Source organism: Micromonospora haikouensis, from assembly GCF_900091595.1.
Classification (GTDB): domain Bacteria; phylum Actinomycetota; class Actinomycetes; order Mycobacteriales; family Micromonosporaceae; genus Micromonospora; species Micromonospora haikouensis.
Genome location: NZ_FMCW01000012.1, coordinates 201,302 through 216,885 on the forward strand (window position 1 = coordinate 201,302; position 15,584 = coordinate 216,885).

Genomic DNA, 15,584 nt, shown 5'->3' on the forward strand with positions numbered 1-15,584 from the left:
CCGTCTTCCGTGGGGGGTGTGGTGGTGCCGTGTCCCGGCCGGTGCCCGGTTCCCTAGACTGGGCTGATGCCCCGTCCGGTCACGCTGCACGACGTCGCGCGCCGGGCGGGAGTCGGCAAGTCCACGGTTTCCAATGTGCTGTCGCGTTCCGGCCGGGTCTCCGAGGCGACCCGGGAGCGGGTCCGCGCGGCGATGGCGGAACTGGGTTACGTCCCCAACCGCGCGGCCCGGCAGTTGCGGGGTGGCCGCACCGGCATCATCGGGGTCTACGTTCCCGGCGTGCCGTCCACTTCGGAGTTCTACATGCGGTTCGTCTTCGGCATCATGGAGCGCGCCGCCGCCCGCGACCGGGACGTCACCATCCTGACCGCCTCCGAGCATCGGTCGCCGCGGGCGCTCGACGGGGTGATCGTGGCCGACCCGCACCAGGACGACGAGTTCGTGGCGGTCCTGATGCAGGGCGGCATGCCGGTCGTGTGCTTCGAACGGCCCCCGGACGGCATGCGCCCGGAGGTGGTGCTCTGGGCGGACCACCGCCGGGCGCTCACCGGGCTGCTGGACCGGATGGCCGCCGCCGGTGCCCGGCGTCCCGCCCTGGTGGTGCCGCCGGAGACCGGCGACTGGGCGGCCCAGCTCGCGGCGGGATACCGCGACTGGTGCGCCCGACACGGCGTCGCCACCGTGGTGGCGCAGCATCCGTGGGTGCCCTCGCCGGCGGAGGTGTCCCGGGCGGTCGCACAGGTGCTCGCCCAGCCGGGGGTGGACGCCCTGGTGTGCGCCTCGGTGGACACCGCTCCGCTGGCCGTGCAGGTGCTGCACCGGCTCGGCCGCCAGGTCGGGCGGGACGTCCTGCTGGCGAGCGCCACCGAGTCGAGCGCCCTGCGGCTGGGACAACCGCCGATCACCGCGCTCGACCTGTCGCCGTTGGACGCCGGACGCCGCTGCGCCGACCTGCTCGACGAACTGATCGGTGGCGGCCCGGGTGGGGTCTACGAGCACCCGGTCCACCTGTGGTGGCGGGACTCCACCCGGGGGTCGGAGCCGGTCACCGGGTCATCCGTTCCAGTGCCTCCTCCATCCGGTCACCGGCCTCCACCGGGTTGAGCCCGGCCGCGAGGGCGTCCTGGTAGACCTGGTCGAGGAGGGGACGGAAGCGGGCGTAGCGGTGTTCCCAGTCAGCCGCGTCGGTGCGCCAGTAGCCCACGCAGACGGCGCGGTCGCGGGGCAGGCGGTGCACGGTACGCAGCACGGACCGGGCCTGGCGGCATTCGCCGGCCTCCCCCGCGACCCAGGCGTAGCCGGGGCCGTCGGGCAGGTTCGTCTCCCGCAGCCGGTCGACGAGGCTACCCGGGCCGTGGCCGTTGCCCACCCCGACCCGTACGTCGATGTGCACCGTGGGATCGTCAGCGGCGACGGTGAACAGGTCCCGGGCGTCGGCCGTGTCCGGCAGGTCCACCAGCACCCGCACCGGGACGCCGGGCGTCCGTTCCGCGACGATGCGGGTGGCTGCCGGCAGCCCGGCCAGGTCGGCGGCGAGCACGAGCCACCGGGTGTCCGCCGGTGGGCGGAACCAGGCGCGGCAGCGCCACAGCAGGAGACCGGCGCCGGCTTCGGCCCGCCGCGCCCAGGACGTGGCGGGGCCGTGGTCGTGCAGGGCGAAGTCGACGGTCAGCCGCGCCGCGACCGGGTCGACGGCCCGGATGGAGTAGTTGCGGCCGGTGGGCGGGTGCGGCTCGTCGTGATAGCCCCACACCTCGCCGCGCAGGGTCATCGGCGGCGGGGTCGGCTCGCCGGGGCGGGGGAAGTAGAGCGTCACCGACTCGTCCGGCACGCCCAGGGCGGGGAAGCGGGCCAGGTCGGGGCCGCCGAGGACGACCCGCTGCAGGTGCGGGGTCAGTCGCCGGGTCTCGTGCACGGTGGCGGTCCAGAAGCCGGGCCGGGTGAGCGTGTCGGTCATTTCGCGCTGTACTCCGAGTCGGTGGCGGGGTCGCCGTCGGCGGCGGCGGCGAGCGCGGGGACGATCCTGTCGAGCACGTACGGCAGGCTCAGCACGGAGGAGAACGCCAGCGCGCCGTTGGCCTCGGTGCCGAGGAAGACCTCGCGGCGTTGGGTGTGCACGTCGAGCCGGGTGTAGAGCGGGTCGCCGAGCAGGGTGGCCACGCCGGGGTCGGTGGCCGCCTCGGACCAGACGGCGACGTCCACGTCCGTCAGGTCGAACCGTTCGCGGCTGATGGTGGCGGACTGGTTGGCGTTGTCGGTGAGCGTGGTGACCTCGGGTGACATGGTCAGGCCGAGGTCGAGCAGGACCTTCGAGGCGGTGGTCTCGGGGCTGAACAGGTAGTACTGGCCTTCGTACGTGGAGGCGAACACGGTGCGGGCGCCCTTGAGGCGGGGCTGCGCCCCGGCGACGGAGGCGATCCGCTTCTCCAGGTCGGCGACGAGCGTCTCGGCCTCGGCGCTGCGGCCGGTGATCTGCCCGGCGGCCCTGGTCATCTGCTGCCACGTCACCGCCCAGCTGCCGTCCCCCGCCGGCTGGGCGACGGTGGGGGCGATCTTCGCGAGCAGGTCGTACTCCTCGCGGGACATGCCGGAGGAGAGCCCGACGATGACGTCGGGGCGCAGCGCGGCGATCTGTTCGTAGTCGAGTTCGGCGCGGGCCAGCACCTCCGGCCTGGCCTCGCCGAGCCGCTCCCGGGCCCACGGCCAGGTCGCGTTGGGCATGTTGCCGTACCAGTCGCGGATCGCGACGGGCACCTCGCCGAGGGCGAGGAAGTAGTCCTGTTCCTTGAGGCCGACCACCACGATCCGCTCGGGCTTGGCGGCGATGGTGGTCGTGCCGAAGGCGTGGGTGAGCGTGGTGGGGAACGCGGCGCTGGACGATCCGGACGTCGTGTCGGCCGGGCCCGCCTCACCTGCGGCGCAACCGCCGGCCACGAGCGTGACGAGGATCAGTGCGGCGGCGGTCAGGAGTGTGCTCAGCCGGCGTGGGCGGGTGTGTGACATGGCATTCGATCCTCTGAGGGGCGGCGAAACGAGATTCCCATGGGGCTTAGGGTAGGTTTACCTTAGCCAGCGATGGAACGTTCCACCATGAAGTGAGTCACAGTGTCGGTCGCCACCCCCACCGGCTTACGCCGCCCGCGCCTGCTCGCCGCCGGGCTGCTCGCCTGCGCCCTCGCCCTGCTGGCATCGATCGCGGCCAGCCTCGTCGTCGGCGCCCTGCCCCTGACGCCCGGCACCGTGCTGCGGGAACTCGTCGCCCGCGGCGACAGCGAGGCGAGCCTGATCGTCTGGGAGGTCCGGCTACCCCGTACGGCGATCGCGATCTGCGTCGGAGCGGCCCTGGCGCTGGCCGGCGTCCTCATGCAGGCGCTGACCCGCAACCCCCTCGCCGACCCCGGGCTGCTGGGCGTCAACGCCGGTGCCGCCGCCGCCGTGGTGGCCGGCATCCTCGTCGGGGTGGCCGGCCAGCGCGGTCACCTCCTGCTCGCCCTGCTCGGCGCGGGCGTCGCCGCCGGCCTGGTCACCGTCATCGGCGGCACCCGGGGCCCGGGTACGGCCGAGGACGGCCGGCTGGTCCTGGCCGGCGCGGCCGTCGGCGCCTGCCTGACCGGCGCCGTCGCCGGAGTCACCCTGCTGGACCAGACCGCGTTCGACCGGTACCGCTTCTGGGCCGTCGGCAGCCTCGCCGACCAGCCGCTGTCAGCCCTGCTCACGGCCGCACCCGCGCTGCTCGCCGGCCTGGTCGTCACCGTGGCCGTGATCCGGCCGCTGGACGTGCTGCGCTTCGGCGACGACGGCGGCACCGCCCTCGGCGTCAACCCCGGCCGCACCCGGCTGCTCGCGTTGGTCGCCACCACCCTGCTCTGCGGCGGCGCGACCGCCGTGGCCGGCCCCATCGGCTTCCTCGGACTCGCCGTCCCTCATGCCGCCCGCGCGATCTGCGGCCCCCGGCTCGGGTGGGTCGTCGCCTACAGCGGTCTGCTCGGCCCGATCCTGCTGATCACCGCCGACGTGCTCGGCCGGCTCCTGGCCCGCCCCGGAGAGATCGAGGTCGCGATCGTCATGGGCGCCATCGGCGCCCCCGTGTTCATCGCCCTGGTCCGCGCCCGGAGGATCCCCCGACCATGACCACCGCCCCCACCAGCGGTCCGGGCCGACGCACGCTCCGTCGGCAGACCCGCCGCGCCACCCTCGCCTGCGTCGTCGTGCTCGCGCTCAGCGCCGGCCTGGCCGTCGCCGCCCTGGCCAGCGGCCGGTACGCCACCCCGCTGCACGACCTGTGGCCGGCGCTGACCGGGGGCGGCGACCCCGGCCTGCGGTTCGTCCTGTTCGAGCTGCGGCTGCCCCGGATCGGCACCGCGCTCGCCGTCGGGGCGGCCCTCGGCGCGGCCGGCGCCCTCTTCCAGAGCGCCAGCCGAAACCCCCTCGGCAGCCCCGACATCGTCGGCTTCACCGTCGGCGCGGCCACCGGCGCGCTCGTCGTCCTGCTGGTCCTGCACGACACCCGGCTCACCCCGGCGGTGGGCGCGGTGCTCGGCGGTGCCACCGTCGCCGCGGCGGCGCTGCTGCTCGGCGGGACCGGGCAGCGCCTCATCCTCGTCGGAATCGGCCTGTCCGCCCTGCTCACCTCCGTCAACGCGTACCTGCTGACCCGCGCCGAGGTGACCGACGCGCAGAACGCCGCCGTCTGGCTCGTCGGCAGCCTCAACGGCAGCGGCCACCACCTGCCGCTGCTGCTCGGCGCGCTCGCCGCGCTGCTGCCGCTCTCCGTGCTGGCGGCCCGGGGGCTGCGGCTCATCGAGAACGGCGGGGACAAGGCACTGAGCCTCGGCGTACCCGTCCGCCGGCAACGCCTCACCGCGACGGCCCTGGCGGTCGCGCTCACCGCCGTCGGTGTCGCCGGCGCCGGACCGGTCGGCTTCGTCGCGCTGGCCGCCCCCCACCTGGCCCGCCGGCTCACCCGGGTCGCCGCCCCCCTGGTGACCACGAGCGCGGCGCTCGGCGCCGCCCTGCTGCTCGCCGCCGACCAGCTGGCCCAACGACTCGTCCCCGGGCAACAACTGCCCGTCGGCGCGGTCACCGGCGTCCTCGGCGGCGGCTACCTCGCTCTCGTCCTGGCCTGGACCTGGCGGGGGAGGCCCAGGTGAGCCGCCCCCGTCCCGCACCGCACCCGCCGCCCCGGAGGCAACCATGACCGCCCCGCCCGCGATCGAGCTGGACTCGGTCACCGTCGGCTACGACCGCCGAACCGTCTGCCGCGACGTCTCCCTGCGGGTCGCCGAGGGAAGCTTCACCGTCTTCATCGGACCGAACGGGTGCGGCAAGTCCACCCTGTTGCGCACCGTCGCCCGCGTGTTGCGGCCGACCGAGGGCCGGGTCGCCGTCCTCGGCCGCGACGTCCGCGGCTACAGCCGGCGGCAGTACGCCCGCACCGTCGGGCTGCTCCCCCAGGGCATCGAGGCACCGGCCGGGATGACCGTCACCGACCTGGTGCTGCGCGGACGACACCCACACCGATCGCCGCTGAGCCGGTGGACGGCGCAGGACGAACAGGCGGTCAGCTCGGCCCTGGACGTCACCGGGACCACCGGGTTCGGCGACCGGGTGCTCGCGGAACTCTCCGGTGGTCAGCGGCAACGCGCCTGGCTGGCCATGCTGCTGGCGCAGGACACCCCGATCCTGCTGCTCGACGAACCGACCACCTACCTCGACATCGCCCACCAGTACGAGGTCCTCGACCTGCTCGCCGACCTGCACGCCGGCGGCCGGACCGTGGTCGCCGTCCTGCACGACCTCAACCAGGCGGCCCGCTACGCCACCGACCTGGTGGTGCTGCGCGACGGCCACGTCGCCGAGACCGGTCACCCGTCGACGGTGCTCACCCCGGACCTCGTCGCCGACGTGTTCGGGCTGCGCTGCCGGATCATGCCCGATCCGGTGACCGGCACGCCCGCGGTGTTCCCCGAGCCCTCCCGTCCCCGCCCGACCGGTCCCGCGCCGGCGGGCGGGTGACCAGGCGACCGGCACGGCACCGGCCGTCGCCGACGTAGCTCCCCGGCCCCGACGTCGCCGGACCGGCGGACGGCATCCGGTCGACATGCCCGTTCGACGCGCCGGCCGACGGCATCCGGGCCGCCGCCCGGGAGGCTCACGCCGACCGCTCCTCCCTCCGTCCCGGGTGGTCGTGGTACATGGCGAGCCGGTCCCGGACGGCCTGCCGCTGCGGGTGGTCCGTGTCGTCGAGGAGGCCGAGGGCCTCCCGGCCCCGGACGAGGGCGCCGTCGTGGTCGCCGGCCGCGCTGAGGGCCTCCGCCGACACGACCAGGGCGCGCGCCTGCCGCAGCGGGTCGGCCAGTTCGTCTCCGACGGCCCTGGCCAGGGCGGCGTCGGCCAGCGCGTCGCGGTGCCGGCCGAGGCGCAACTGCGCCTCCGCCGAGATGGTGAGGGCGTCGCACCGGATGGTGTCGTCGGTGACCCGGTCGTGCAGGCCGAGGGCGACCCGGCCCTGGGCAAGGGCGACCTCGGGCTGGCCCTCATCGAGGCTGAGTTCGGCGAGCCGGACGTGGGTGAGGCTTCGTCCACGCAGCGAGCCGACCCGGTCCCAGACGACAAGAGCCTGTCGATAGAACGCGCGCGCCTCGTCGCGGTGCCCGAGCCGGTGGTGCGCATCGCCGAGGTTATGGAGGGCGTACGCCTCCCCGGTGGCTTCCCCGACCGCGCGGCAGTCGGTCAGCACCTCGTGGAACGTGTCGATGGCGGTGCGGATCGCCCCAGTGCGCAGTTGTACGGAGGCGAGGTTGTGCCGACAGGCCCGCTGCAGGTCGGCGCAGCCGTTCTCCCGGGCGAGGCGCAGTGCCTCGGTGAGGAGGCGGCCAGCGCGGTGGTAGTCGTGGGTGGTGAAGTAGCTGGCGCCGAGGTTGACGAGGGTGCCGGCCCGGCCCACGTCATGACCGTCGGCAGTCGCGGTGTCGAGGGCGATCCGCAACATCTCCCGCGTGTCCTCCTGGTCGCCGGACCGGTCGAAGACCTCGTGGACGGTGTCGACGATCTGCCAGGCGTGCCGGTGGAAGCCCTCGGCCGCCGCGCGACGGACCATGGCGAGCAGATTGGGCCGTTCCGCCTCGCACCAGCGCAGGGCGGCACAGTCCGAGCCGAACGTCATCGGCGTCACCTCGCCGGGCTCGGGCAGGTCGGGAACGGCCGGCCGGTCCGGTGCCAGCAGGCCGACGGCGGTGACGGCCGTGTGCAGGTACCAGTCCAACAGCCGACGGAGCGCCAGGCGGCGCTGCTCGGGTGGCACGTCCTCCCCGGCCCGGTCGGCGGCGTACTGGCGCAACAGGTCGTGCATCCGGTACCGGCGGACGGTGTCGTGGTCGACGAGGTGGGCGCGGGCGAGCCGGTCGAGGGCCCGCTCGACTCCGGCGACGTCCACCGCCAGCATCGCCGCGGCGGCCTCGGCCCCGATGGTGCTGCCCGGGAAGAGGCCGAGCGCGAGGAAGAGCCGCGCGGGCATCGGGTCGAGTGCGTTGACCGACCAGGCGAAGACGGTCCGCAGGGTCATCTCGTCGGTGTCGTCGCCCTCGACGTCGAGCAGCCGACCGGCCAGTTCGTCGGCCAGGTCGCCGAGCCGCGCATCGGGCCGGGAACCCACGTGCTCGCCGATGACCCGCAGCGCGAGCGGCAGTCCGCCCGACAGTCGGGCCAGCGTCTCCAGCGCCGCGGGCTCCACGCCGGTGCGTCTTGCTCCGACGATCCGGCCGAGCATGCGCTGTCGTTCGAGGTGCGACAGCGGTGCGACGGTGAGGCTGCGGATGCCGTGCCGGACGCTCAGCCCGGGAAGCCGGTTGCGACTGATCACGACCGTGAAACCGGTGTCGGAGCGGGGCAGGAGCTGCCGCGCGTGGTCGGAGTCGACGACGTTGTCGAGCACGACGAGCATCCGCCGCCCGCTCATCAGGCGGTGGTACAGATCGAGGCGTCGTTCGGCCTCGGCGGGCACCCGCTCGGCCGGGACGCCGAGGGCGACGAGGAAGCGGTGCAGCGCCTCCTGCGGACGTACCGGCGGGGCCGGTCCGTGCGCCTCCGCGTTCAGGTAGAGCTGCCCGTCCGGGAACCAGCCCCGCCGGCGGTGCCCCCAGTGCCCGGCCAGGGTCGTCTTGCCGACTCCGGGCATCCCGGTCAGCACGACCGCCTTCGCAATGCCGTCGCCGGTGGCGAGAGCGTCCAGTTCGTCGAGCAGTGCCGCGTGCCCGGTGTAGTCGGGTACGTCGTTCGGCAGTTGCCGGGGCATCGGCGCGGTTGCGTCCGCGGCGGCGGGTTGGCTCCGCGCCGGCGCGGCGGTTTCGAGGGCCGCCATGTACAGCACCGGGTCGGTTCGCATCGCCCGGCGATAGCGTCGCCGGTAGACGGCGACGAAGTCCCGCGCATCTTGGGTACGACCGGCCGCCTGCAGTGCGGCGGCCCACAATCGGGCCAGCCCCTCGTCGAGCGGGTTCTCGATCAGCAATGGTTCGAGCCGGGTCAACGCCCGTTCGTGCCGGCCGGTGGCCAACTCACTCTCCGCCAGAAGTTTCTCCGCCCTGAATTGCTTCTCCCGCATATCCCGCCGCAGGTGTTCGCAACGCGCGCCGCGCAGGTCGGCGAGCGGGTCGTCCCGCCACATCTCGATTGCCCTGGTGAGCAGAGCAATTCCCCGATCATGCTGATGCCGATCAATTGCCTGCCGCGCCTCGGCGGTCAATCGCAGGAACCGGTGGTAATCGACCAGCTCCGGATCCACCGCCAGGCGGTACGCGCCGGTGCCGGGCACCCGCACCAGGGCATCCTGGAGGCCGACCAGCCGCAGGGTCGACCGCAACCTGCTGGCCAGCGTGTAGAGCAGCGGACGGCGGGCGTGGACGGCGGAATCCTGCCAGAGGAACTCCACGATGGTCTCGACCCGCACGGGATCACCGGCGTGATAGAGAAGGACGGCGAGCAGGCCGCGCTGCTTTGCCGCCCCCAGCGGGATCGCCCGACCGTCGACGGTGAGTTCAGTGGGACCCAGAATCGTGAACTCCATCAGCTCTCGCCCCCCACTAGATCTTGATCGACGTTCACCTATCAATTCTTGATCCGGCCGGCCGAAAGCCACAGACCTTTCTCCACAGAGTCCAAAATCAGACATTGCCCTTCCCAGCCTCCTGCAAGCCCACTGCAAGTCGACCGACAAGGTGATCCGCAACCGGCCACTCGACGCTGATTCCCGTCCAGACAGCGGACCGGAGGGGAAGCAAATGACGTCATTGGAATGGTCAACCAGCCCGATCGGAATCGACGCGGATCGCTGGGTGAGTCGATCAGGCTGTCGCACGGTGCTCGTCGTCGCCCACACCATCACGAGCTGCCAGCGGCTGCTGGACGTGATCGAGCTCGTCGAGAGCGACCCCCGGGTGCAACTGGTCTTCACGGTGGCACCGGACGTCTTCAACCCGTACGTGCGGCGGTTCCTCGACCGGCTCGGCGCGCTCGTGGTGCCCTGGCACCAGGCCGTCCGGGAGCGGTTCGACCTCGGCCTCGCCGCCGCCTACGGCGGGCTGCACCAGTTGCACGCGCCCCTGCTGCTGATGGCCCACGGGGCGGGGCACAGCAAACGGGTGCGCCCCGCGCCGTTCGGCGGACCGGTGCTCGCGGAGCCGCCCGTGTACGGCCTCGACGCGCAGCGGCTGACCCATGGCGGGCGGGTGCTCCCGACGGCCCTCGCCCTCTCCCACGACGGCGAACTGGAGGTGCTGCGCCGGCAGTGCCCCGAGGCGGTCGAGGCCGCGGTGGTCGTCGGCGACCCCTGCGTCGACCGGCTCGTCGCCAGCCTCCCCCGACGCTCGGACTACCGGCGGGAGATGGGTCTCGACGAGCAGCAACAACTCGTCGTGGTCTCCTCCACCTGGGGCAGGGACGGTGTCTTCGGTCGCTGGCCGGACCTTCTTCCGCAGTTGATGACGCAGCTCCCGCCGCAGCGGTACCGGATCGCAGCGCTCCTGCACCCGGCCGTGTGGGACGCGCACGGGCACCGCCAGATCCGCGCCTGGCTCCGGGACTGCCGCGACGGCGGGCTGCTGCTGCCCGATCCGACCGTCGACTGGCGCGGCCCCGTGGTCGCCGCCGACCACGTCATCGGCGATCACGGCTCCGTCACCGCCTACGCCGCCGCCATCGGACGCCCGACCCTGCTGCTGCCCGGTCCCCGGTCGATGAGCGCCGCCGGCACGGCCCAGCACCTGCTCGCCACCAACGCGACCCACCTGGACCCGCACCGGCCGCTGCCACCCCAGCTCGTCCCGGCCGCGACGGTCGACCCGCAGGCGGTGATGGCCGCGCTGACCGCCCGGCCGGGGGAGGCCGGCGTGCTGTTGCGGCGCACCATGTACCGGCTGCTCGAGCTTGCCGAGCCGGGCCGGCACCGGCAGACCGCCCCGGTGCCGATGCCGGTGCCGCTGGGCGGCCGGGCATGAGCGCCGCAGCCGAGCCCGTCGTCGTCGCGCTGCCGCCGGGTGGCCCACTGCCCCGCGCGGCACGGCTCGCCGACGTCGTGGTGACCATCACCGGCGGCGATCCGACCCGGGTCGGCGCGAGCCTGCTCACGGCATACCCCGGGATCGCCCTCGCCGTCGTCGGCACCCCGGCGGACGACGTCACCGTCGGCGTACGCAACGGCCCGCCGCTGGATCTCGGCCAGGTTGCCCCGCCCGGCCGGCTGACCGTCGGGCTGCTCGCCACGGCGGCCCGGCTGCTGCACACCCGCTGGGCCGCCGGAACCCTCCACCACCGACGGACCGCACCGGACGCGCTACGCCTCGCCCGCGCCGCCGCCCGCCTCGTCGAGCAGGCGGAGCACCGCGGGCAACCGGGGAGAGGCGAGCCGGTCGAAGACGTCGGCGGCCTCCCGGTAGTGCTGCCGTGCGGCCTCGTCGTCGCCGCGCCGCCGCGCGATGCGGCCGAGCAGCACCACCGCCTCTGCCCGCTCGTTGTCCGACCCGAGGTCGGTCATCCGGCGCATCGCCTCGGCGGCGCAGCGCTCTGCGGCGGCCAGGTCACCGAGGCCGAGGTGGGCGTCGGCCAGCCCGGACAGCACCCGCACGGCGTTGTACGGGTCGACGTCGGACAGCCCGGCGAAGATCTCCCCGGCCTCCGTCAACAGCGGTAGCGCGTCGGCGGGTCGACCGGTCCGGGTGAGCAGCATGCCCAGGTTGAGGCAGGACAGGCCCACGCTCCGCGCGTCCGGCAGCGCCCGCCGCCCGGCGAGCACCCGGGCGTACGCCTCCGCCGCCTGTTCTTCCTGGCCGGTGTCGGCGTAGAGGGTGGCCAGGCCCTCCTCGGCGTCGACGACCCCCTGGGCGTCACCCGCCTGGCGGTACCGGTCGACCGCCGCCCGCCCGTGCTGCTCGGCCTCGTCGTACGCGCCGACCCGGCTGCGGGCCCGCGCCAGCCGCTTGAGCATGTCCGCCTCGGCCCACACGTTCCCCCAGGCTCGGGCCGCCCGCACGCCAAGATCATCGATTTCCAGCCGGTCCCGGTAGTTCTTCACGTAGAGCAGCAGGGGCCACATCACGTCGCTGAGCTGCCAGGCCAGCTCGTGGTGCCCCAGGCCGAAGGCGACCCGGCCCGCCTCCATCAGGTTGCCCCGCTCCCGATCCAGCCAGGCGAGGGCGGCGGCGCGGTCGGCGAACTCGGGCGGCCCCTCCAGGGGCCGCAGGAAGGTGTACGGCAGCCGCCGCCGGTAGGGGGTCACCACCAGGTCCGCCCGGCGCGCGGCGGCGAGGTAGAACTCCAGCATCGTGCGTACCACCGCCTGCCGGTCGGCCTCCGGGTCGTGCTGCTCCGCCACCTCGCGGGCGCAGAGCCGAAGGAGGTCGTGGAGCCGGAAGCGGTCCTCGGACACCTCGTCCAGCAGGCTCGCGTCCAGCAGCTCACCCACCAGCGCCGCCACCCGGGCCGCGTCGCCGGGCCCCGCGTCGGCCACCGCCGCGACCAGGTCCACCCCGAACTCCGTCCCCGGGTGCAGGGCCAGCCTGCGGTACAACACCGACGCCTCCGGCGTCAGCGCCTGGTACGAGCACTGGAACATCGCCCTGATCGGCGAACCGTCCACCGTCGAGAGCCGGGCCAGCCGCTGCGCCTCGTCGGCCAGCTCGGCGACAATCCGTCGCACCGTCAGCTTGGGACGGAAGGCAAGCAGGCCGGCCGCCACGACGAGCGCGATGGGCAGCCCGCCGCAGAGCCCCGCCAACTCCCCGGCCGGCCCGGACTCCCGCAGGATCCGCTCCGGGCCCACCGCCCGCCCCAGCAACTCCACCGCCTGCTCGGCCGGCAACGGACCCACGTCGAGCATGCAGGCCCCGTCGGGCAGCAACCCGGTCAACCGACGCCGGCTGGTCACCACCACCACCGCGGACGTCGAGGCCGGCAGCAGGTGCCTGACCTGGCCCGCCGAGAACGCGTCGTCGAGCAGCACCAGCAGCGACCTGTCCGCGGTCACCGAACGGTAGAGGGCGACCTGCTCGGCCAGGTCCACGGGGATGCGGTCCGGCGCCACCCCGAGGGCCCGGAGGAAGGCGCCCAGCGCCACCCCCGGATCCAGCGGCCGGTCGCCGCTGAACCCCCGCAGGTCGGCATGGAGCTGACCATCCACGAACCGGTCCCGATTGCCGTGGGCCCACTGTCTCGCCAGCGCCGACTTACCCACGCCGCCGGGCCCGCACAGCACGGCGATGCTGTTTGCGCCCTCAGCGAGCAGGCTGTCCAGTGCTGACAACTCACTCAGTCGGGCGGTGAAATTCCGCGACGGGGCAGGCAGTTGCCGGGGAACCGGAAAACGATCGGCGGGAACGCCGTTGAAATGCACACCCCCGTGGATCACGCCGGCTTGGATGCTGGATCCGGACACGTGACCCGACTGCTCGTTGGACGTGGCGGACGTTACCGCTTCCCCGGCCCCGCGGAATTCCGTTCCCAATCGCCGCGCCCCCATACGACTCGCCGAAGACCCATTGAGGGCATGCCTAGAAAATGATGTCCCCCTGCACGTCACGCGCTTGGACGACCTTCCCGGCCGTCCCGCTGAAGTGGTTCACCACCTGGCCCTGAACAGCGACGACGCCCGCCCGCGACAGCCTGCGCCACTCTTCGTCGAGGGCAGCGGCGAAGTCGGGATCCCGGGCCATCACGTCAGCCAGAGCCGAGGCGAGCGCGGCCTGTCGCCAACGCTCCTGCGGATGCTCGATCGCGGCATCAAGGACAGCCGACTCCTGCGTTTCCGCCCCGAACCGGGCGCGGACCAGTTGGAACAGCGAGCTGATCGCACTTCGGGCGCCGGCCGCGAGGACCTCCGCCCCCTTGGTCGACAACGCCGTGGCGACAGCAAGGACTACCTGATCCTCCACACGCGCCCCCCGAATCAGGATTCACATAGACGTTAGGCGTTTCAGGTTTCGATCAGCCTAACGCATTCAGTCAACAGCCCGAGCCTTCGACAAGCGCCGAAGACAACCGCATTGCATCCAGCTTTCATAACGCTCAAGAACTAATTAATGCGGCATATGCCCTAGGTTAAATGAAATACGCCATTTCGGGCATAATGCGACCAGGCACCCCGAAGATCGATTGTCACTCCTAGGGAGCTAGTCTCGCCGTGGTTTCAATACCGGCTTCACGGCCACCGTTGCAAACTCGTCATCGAATCATCGGCACTTCACTCAGAGTAGTTGAGCGAACTCAGACTGAAGTCCTTTAGATTGGAACAGCCTCAATGTGTTCATCATCCTGGTACAAGTGGTTCGCCTCCATCGGCTTGCCCTACTTGATCTATTAGTGAATCTTCGGACGGCCTGAAAAGCTGCCGCCTATTCAACGCAGTTACTGCGGTCGCGTTACGTGTGCGCTGCCGGCCGTGGCCGGCAGCGCACACTCCCTTCCAGCGCCCTCGATGCGACGACTCGCCAGAGACATCCGACTCGGGACGCTCCGGACGCTGGCGGCTCCCTGGCAGGCGTGGACAGCCGGGCCCCGCCGGAAGCCACCCGACCCGTCCTGTCGCCAGCACGGTGAGACGACGCCCGGTTCCGACCAAAAAGCCGTCCCCCTGCTGCCGCCCACAACCCCGCTACGGCACGATCAACGCGACGCCCGACACGGCGAGATCGAGCTCCAGCGCGGTGAGTCATTCGTGTCGAGGACAGGGAGCGTCCCGCCGGTCCACCGGTGGCGGCTGGTGGTCGCGGTGACGTCCCGGTAGTTTCGGGTCGAATGCGGTTTCTGTCTTTGATCGGGGAGTCGGCTTCGTGTCGCACATCGAGAGGATCACCGGTGAGTTGCGTGCGCTCTCGGCGGGTGTCGAGCGTGCGCAGGGTCTGGTGGCTGCTGCCCGTGATCAGGCGCAGGAGGTGGCGCTGCGGGCTGCGGGTGCCGGTTTCGTCGCGGTGGCGGCGGGGCTGACGCGGGTCGGCAGCGCCATCGCGGCGGTTCAGGGCGGCCTGGGCAGTGTTTCCGCTTCGATCGGGGAGGCGGCGAAGGCGACTGCGGCGGTGCCGCGCGAGGCCACCTCGCAGGAGACGATCGCCGGGTTGGGCCCTGTTCAGGCCGCGGTGGGCAGCGCGCGCGACGTCACGGCCGGCGTCATCGCCCAGGTCGGTGAGGCACAGCAGCTCGTTGCGATGATCCTTCAGGGTGGGCAGCCCGGTCCGCTGCTCCAGTCCCTCGACGGCATCAGGCAGGTTCTGGTCCTGGTGGTCGCGCGCACCGGCACCGCCCGGCAGCATGTCGAGGCGGCGATCGCCGAGGCGCGACAGCTCGGCTCCTCGGGAAACTGACCGGGTCCGGCGGTCCCACACCGACCGGCCCGACCCCGTCCCCAACCAGCACGCCGACCGAGTCGCCGTACCCGACGGTGGGGCGCGCCGGGCAGACGGGCGAACCGGAGGGGGACTGTACAAATAACGGCTCTGGCTCATATTCGGTGGTAGCAGAGAGTAGCGGACCAGTCGGCTAGACGGCAGCCCTGCATAAGTCTGCATCATTGGGGCAAAAGGCGTAGCGAATCCATGGCTTGCAGCCTTCACACGAAGCCGGCCAGCCCTGAGGTTCCGACGTCAGGGGCTCCCGCATGCGCCTGCGATGCCGCTACAGAATGTCACCACCGAAAGTGAGCCAGAGCCGTTAACTTGACAGACCCCACCGTACTCGACGTCGAACGCGCCAAAGCCGAAGCCGCCGCCCAACTCGTACCCCGCCGACGCCGACCAGCCGCATAACCGACAACACACAGCGGGGGCGTCACCCCACGGCCGACGCCCCGCACAGGCCACACCACAACCGACAACCGCAAGATCCGCAGCGTCTACCGCCCGGAGCGTGAGGGGCGACGGCTGATACCCATGCCCCTCACCGCCCCGGGACCGCAGTCAGCCCCGCTCCACGCCCGCCGGATCGGCACCGAACAGCACCTCTTCGACCCCCTCCACGGCGCCACAGACCTGGTCGGGCGGGCTCAGCTCCGCCGGCCACGTGTGCCCTCTGCTGATCCAGACGGTGGCGAGCCCCGCCCCGCG

The 15,584-nt window shown here is 72.7% G+C and carries 11 protein-coding genes; 6 read left to right on the forward strand and 5 right to left on the reverse strand.

Annotation, left to right across the window (positions count from 1 at the left end; genetic code table 11):
* Positions 1–66: 66 nt before the first annotated feature.
* A complete protein-coding gene (locus GA0070558_RS14600) occupies positions 67–1,104 on the forward strand; it encodes a LacI family DNA-binding transcriptional regulator (RefSeq protein WP_091279721.1) in 1,038 nt (345 codons plus the stop codon).
* Here GA0070558_RS14600 and GA0070558_RS14605 read toward each other — a convergent pair.
* Together GA0070558_RS14605 and GA0070558_RS14610 are read right to left on the reverse strand one after the other, a co-directional pair.
* Positions 1,046–1,957 (reverse strand): siderophore-interacting protein, encoded by a 912-nt coding sequence (locus GA0070558_RS14605; RefSeq protein ID WP_091279724.1) that lies wholly within the window; start codon positions 1,955–1,957, stop codon positions 1,046–1,048. The two genes, GA0070558_RS14600 and GA0070558_RS14605, sit on opposite strands and share 59 nt — an antisense overlap.
* Positions 1,954–3,003 (reverse strand): ABC transporter substrate-binding protein, encoded by a 1,050-nt coding sequence (locus tag GA0070558_RS14610; protein ID WP_091279727.1) that lies wholly within the window; start codon positions 3,001–3,003, stop codon positions 1,954–1,956. Before GA0070558_RS14610 ends, GA0070558_RS14605 begins: the two co-directional genes overlap by 4 nt.
* 102 nt (positions 3,004–3,105) lie before the next feature.
* Here GA0070558_RS14610 and GA0070558_RS14615 point away from each other — a divergent pair, with 102 nt between their 5' ends.
* From GA0070558_RS14615 to GA0070558_RS14625, 3 genes are read left to right on the forward strand one after another with little or no spacing between them, the layout of a single operon-like run.
* A complete protein-coding gene (locus GA0070558_RS14615) occupies positions 3,106–4,131 on the forward strand; it encodes a FecCD family ABC transporter permease (protein ID WP_091279730.1) in 1,026 nt (341 codons plus the stop codon).
* Positions 4,128–5,150: a FecCD family ABC transporter permease gene (locus GA0070558_RS14620; RefSeq protein WP_091279734.1), complete on the forward strand. Its 1,023-nt coding sequence runs from the start codon at positions 4,128–4,130 to the stop codon at positions 5,148–5,150. The genes GA0070558_RS14615 and GA0070558_RS14620 overlap by 4 nt, the downstream gene beginning before the upstream one ends.
* A gap of 43 nt (positions 5,151–5,193) precedes the next feature.
* A complete protein-coding gene (locus GA0070558_RS14625; RefSeq protein ID WP_091279736.1) occupies positions 5,194–6,015 on the forward strand; it encodes an ABC transporter ATP-binding protein in 822 nt (273 codons plus the stop codon).
* Between the two features lie 136 nt (positions 6,016–6,151).
* Here the strand turns inward: GA0070558_RS14625 and GA0070558_RS14630 are convergent, their stop codons facing one another.
* The gene (locus GA0070558_RS14630) at positions 6,152–9,064 is read right to left on the reverse strand and encodes an AfsR/SARP family transcriptional regulator (RefSeq protein WP_176734212.1); all 2,913 of its coding nucleotides are present in this window, start codon (positions 9,062–9,064) and stop codon (positions 6,152–6,154) included.
* A gap of 292 nt (positions 9,065–9,356) precedes the next feature.
* Here GA0070558_RS14630 and GA0070558_RS14635 point away from each other — a divergent pair, with 292 nt between their 5' ends.
* The gene (locus tag GA0070558_RS14635) at positions 9,357–10,493 is read left to right on the forward strand and encodes a hypothetical protein (protein ID WP_091279742.1); all 1,137 of its coding nucleotides are present in this window, start codon (positions 9,357–9,359) and stop codon (positions 10,491–10,493) included.
* 335 nt (positions 10,494–10,828) lie between these two features.
* Here GA0070558_RS14635 and GA0070558_RS14640 read toward each other — a convergent pair whose 3' ends face one another.
* Both GA0070558_RS14640 and GA0070558_RS14645 read right to left on the reverse strand, forming a co-directional pair.
* Positions 10,829–12,793: a tetratricopeptide repeat protein gene (locus GA0070558_RS14640; RefSeq protein WP_141722213.1), complete on the reverse strand. Its 1,965-nt coding sequence runs from the start codon at positions 12,791–12,793 to the stop codon at positions 10,829–10,831.
* Positions 12,794–13,040: 247 nt separating this feature from the next.
* Positions 13,041–13,421, reverse strand: a complete 381-nt coding sequence (locus GA0070558_RS14645; RefSeq protein WP_091279750.1) for a hypothetical protein — start codon at positions 13,419–13,421, stop codon at positions 13,041–13,043.
* Between the two features lie 897 nt (positions 13,422–14,318).
* Here GA0070558_RS14645 and GA0070558_RS14650 point away from each other — a divergent pair.
* Positions 14,319–14,846 carry a DUF6244 family protein gene (locus GA0070558_RS14650; RefSeq protein WP_091279754.1) on the forward strand — a complete coding sequence of 176 codons (528 nt, stop codon included), beginning with the start codon at positions 14,319–14,321 and terminating at the stop codon, positions 14,844–14,846.
* Positions 14,847–15,584 lie beyond the last annotated feature (738 nt).

What these genes read in the sequence shown, in the direction of transcription:
- GA0070558_RS14610 (WP_091279727.1), bottom strand. Translation starts at nt 3,003, where the DNA reads ATGTCACACACCCGCCCACGCCGGCTGAGCACACTCCTGACCGCCGCC.
- GA0070558_RS14620 (WP_091279734.1), top strand. Translation starts at nt 4,128, where the DNA reads ATGACCACCGCCCCCACCAGCGGTCCGGGCCGACGCACGCTCCGTCGG.
- GA0070558_RS14630 (WP_176734212.1), bottom strand. Translation starts at nt 9,064, where the DNA reads ATGGAGTTCACGATTCTGGGTCCCACTGAACTCACCGTCGACGGTCGG.
- GA0070558_RS14625 (WP_091279736.1), top strand. Translation starts at nt 5,194, where the DNA reads ATGACCGCCCCGCCCGCGATCGAGCTGGACTCGGTCACCGTCGGCTAC.
- GA0070558_RS14600 (WP_091279721.1), top strand. Translation starts at nt 67, where the DNA reads ATGCCCCGTCCGGTCACGCTGCACGACGTCGCGCGCCGGGCGGGAGTC.
- GA0070558_RS14605 (WP_091279724.1), bottom strand. Translation starts at nt 1,957, where the DNA reads ATGACCGACACGCTCACCCGGCCCGGCTTCTGGACCGCCACCGTGCAC.